Source organism: Rathayibacter tanaceti (assembly GCF_001634385.1).
Taxonomy (GTDB): domain Bacteria; phylum Actinomycetota; class Actinomycetes; order Actinomycetales; family Microbacteriaceae; genus Rathayibacter; species Rathayibacter tanaceti.
This window is the reverse complement of record NZ_LIIN01000219.1, coordinates 1-2,319: the sequence shown is the minus strand read 5'-3', so window position 1 is coordinate 2,319 and position 2,319 is coordinate 1. Positions and strand designations below refer to the sequence as shown.

Here is a 2,319-nt window from a genome sequence, read left to right as displayed (position 1 = left end):
CTTCGACGGCGGTCTCCTCGGAGCCGTCGCCCTCGCCCTCCTCGGTGCGGGCGCCGTGATCACGGGCCTGCGACGCCGCGCTCTGGCGAGCCGTGAGGCAGGTGCTGCGGAGTAGTCTTCCGCGAGCACCGCGAACGCCGTCCCGCTCGCTCCTGTCGGAGCAGCGGGGCGGCCGTTCGACGTCGCCCCTCGCCAGGGCGACGTGCCGATCGGGCGGCCGATCCGCGTGTCGTGCGCCGCCCGGGCGAGCGGAGGAGGGCCGAGCCCCCGCCGGCAGCGTGTCGTCGGCGATGCTCTGGCACGGGCGACCGGGACCTCCGGAGGGGCGCGGCCGCTCAGCGGGTCAGAGTGAGCGGCGCCCCGCGACGACTCCCGAGATCACGGCGAGCACACCGAAGACCAGCGCCACGATCGGCTGGCCGAGGTCGAGCCAGGCCAGAGCTGCCGCCCCCATCAGCAGCAGCTCGATCAGCGACCGACCGTAGACGTCGATCGCGAGCACTGCGCGCGGAGAGAGGAACAGAGCCCAGACGAGCGCCGCCAGCACCGGAGCGCCCAGGCCGACGACGATGTTCCAGGGAAGACTCCACGAGGCGAAGCCCCAGACGGTGAAGGTGACCAGGGCGACGAGTTCCAGGAGGAAGCGGAGGACCGCGTTCGGTCCGATCGCAATCGGGGTGGTCGCGTCGTCCGCTCCTGCTCGATTCACGCCGACCATGCTAGCCGTCGCCTGGTCACCGGAAGATGATCGTGCGGGCACCGTCGAGCAGCACCCGATCCTCGGCGAACCACTTGACCGCCTGGGTGAGCGTGCGGCTCTCCTCGTCCTGGCCGATCGCGACCAACTGCGCGACCGAGTGCGAGTGGTCCACCCGCACGACGTTCTGCTCGATGATGGGGCCCTCGTCGAGGTCGCTCGTGACGAAGTGCGCGGTCGCTCCGATCAGCTTCACCCCGCGGGCGTGCGCCTGCTTATAGGGGTTCGCGCCCTTGAAGCCCGGCAGGAACGAGTGGTGGATGTTGATCGCGCGCCCCGCGAGGCGTGCGCACAGCTCGGGTGAGAGGATCTGCATGTAGCGGGCGAGGACCACCAGCTCGATGTCGTGCTCCTCCACCACCTCGATCACGCGCTCCTCGAAGGCGCGCTTCGACTCCGGAGAGACCACAGAGCGCGACTCGAACGGCACGCCGTAGAACTCGGCGAGATCGCGCAGTGTGCCGTGGTTCGAGAGGATCAGCGGGACATCCACCGCGAGCTGGCCTGCGCGCTGGCGGAAGAGCAGGTCGTTGACGCAGTGCGCCGCAGTGGAGGCGAGCACGAGGGTGCGCAGCGGGCGGCCCACGACGTCCAGGCGCCAGGTCATCCCGTAGTGCTCGGTGATCGGCAGCAGTGCCGCAGCGAACTCCTCCCGCGTGATCGGCGACTCGACCTGCAGTCGCATGAAGAATCGGCCGGTGTCGGCGCTCGAGAACTGCTGGCTCTCGGTGATGTTGCCGCGCGCCTGGACGACCGCGCCGGAGACGGCGTGCACGATCCCGGGGAGGTCGGGGCAGGCGAAGGTCAGCGTCCAGTGGTTGCCGGCCGCGCGCTCGCCCGACCAGGCGGCGTCGGCGCCCGCGCGGGCGGGGCGGGCGGTGGAGGGCACGGTCGCGTCGGGCTGCATCCGCTCAGGATATCGGTGGCGGAGGGGGTGTCCGGGCCGGTCAGCCGACGGTGATCGTGGACTCGGCGACCGGGCCCACGCGGCCGTCCGGCGAGGTGTAGCGCACACCGAGCGAGTGGGCGCCGGGGCCGAGGGGGACGGACGCGCTGGTGATGGGGGCCCCGCTGTCATCCGTCAGTACGGTCCCGCCGTCGACAAGGATCTCGATCCCCGCGGCGCCGCCGTCCGTCAGCACGAGCACCGAGACGTCCCCGGCTGGCGCCGACGAGGGAGCGAGCAGGCTCGGTGCGCGCAGCTCGGCCTCGACGGGGGTGCTGGCCGTGCCGGCGCGTGCCACCACCGAGGTCGTGCCGACCGGCAGAGGGAGGGCTCGAGCGCTCCAGGTGCCGTCCGCCTCGGCGGTCGCGGTGGCGTAGCGGCGTCCGGTCTCGGCGTCCTCGAGGAGAACCGTGGAGCCCGGGGTCGCGGTGCCGCTGGCGTCCGGAAGCAGGCGGCCGTCGGTGTCGAGAATGAGCGTCGTCGGCTCGTTCTGCGGCGGGGCAGGCGGTGTGGTCGGGGGGACCGGAACCGGTGGAGTCGTCGGCGGCGCGGGAGTAGGGGTGGGTGCGGTCGGCCCGGGGGTCGGTGGTCGGGAGTCGGGGGCGGCGGGTGGGTG

Annotated in this window: 3 protein-coding genes; all 3 read right to left on the bottom strand. The window is 72.5% G+C overall.

Annotated features, from left to right (window positions below; translation table 11 throughout):
• Positions 1 to 343: 343 nt before the first annotated feature.
• A complete protein-coding gene (locus tag ACH61_RS15055) occupies positions 344 to 709 on the bottom strand; it encodes a YrdB family protein (protein ID WP_068213615.1) in 366 nt (121 codons plus the stop codon).
• Between the two features lie 25 nt (positions 710 to 734).
• On the bottom strand, positions 735 to 1,664 hold the full coding sequence (gene purU, locus ACH61_RS15050; protein WP_082845312.1) for a formyltetrahydrofolate deformylase: 930 nt from the start codon (positions 1,662 to 1,664) through the stop codon (positions 735 to 737).
• Positions 1,665 to 1,704: 40 nt separating this feature from the next.
• On the bottom strand, positions 1,705 to 2,319 hold a 615-nt coding region (locus ACH61_RS18005), incomplete at its 5' end, for a hypothetical protein (protein ID WP_201787625.1).

Excerpts from the sequence above, each read along its gene's own strand:
- purU (WP_082845312.1), bottom strand. The coding sequence starts at position 1,664 with ATGCAGCCCGACGCGACCGTGCCCTCCACCGCCCGCCCCGCCCGCGCG.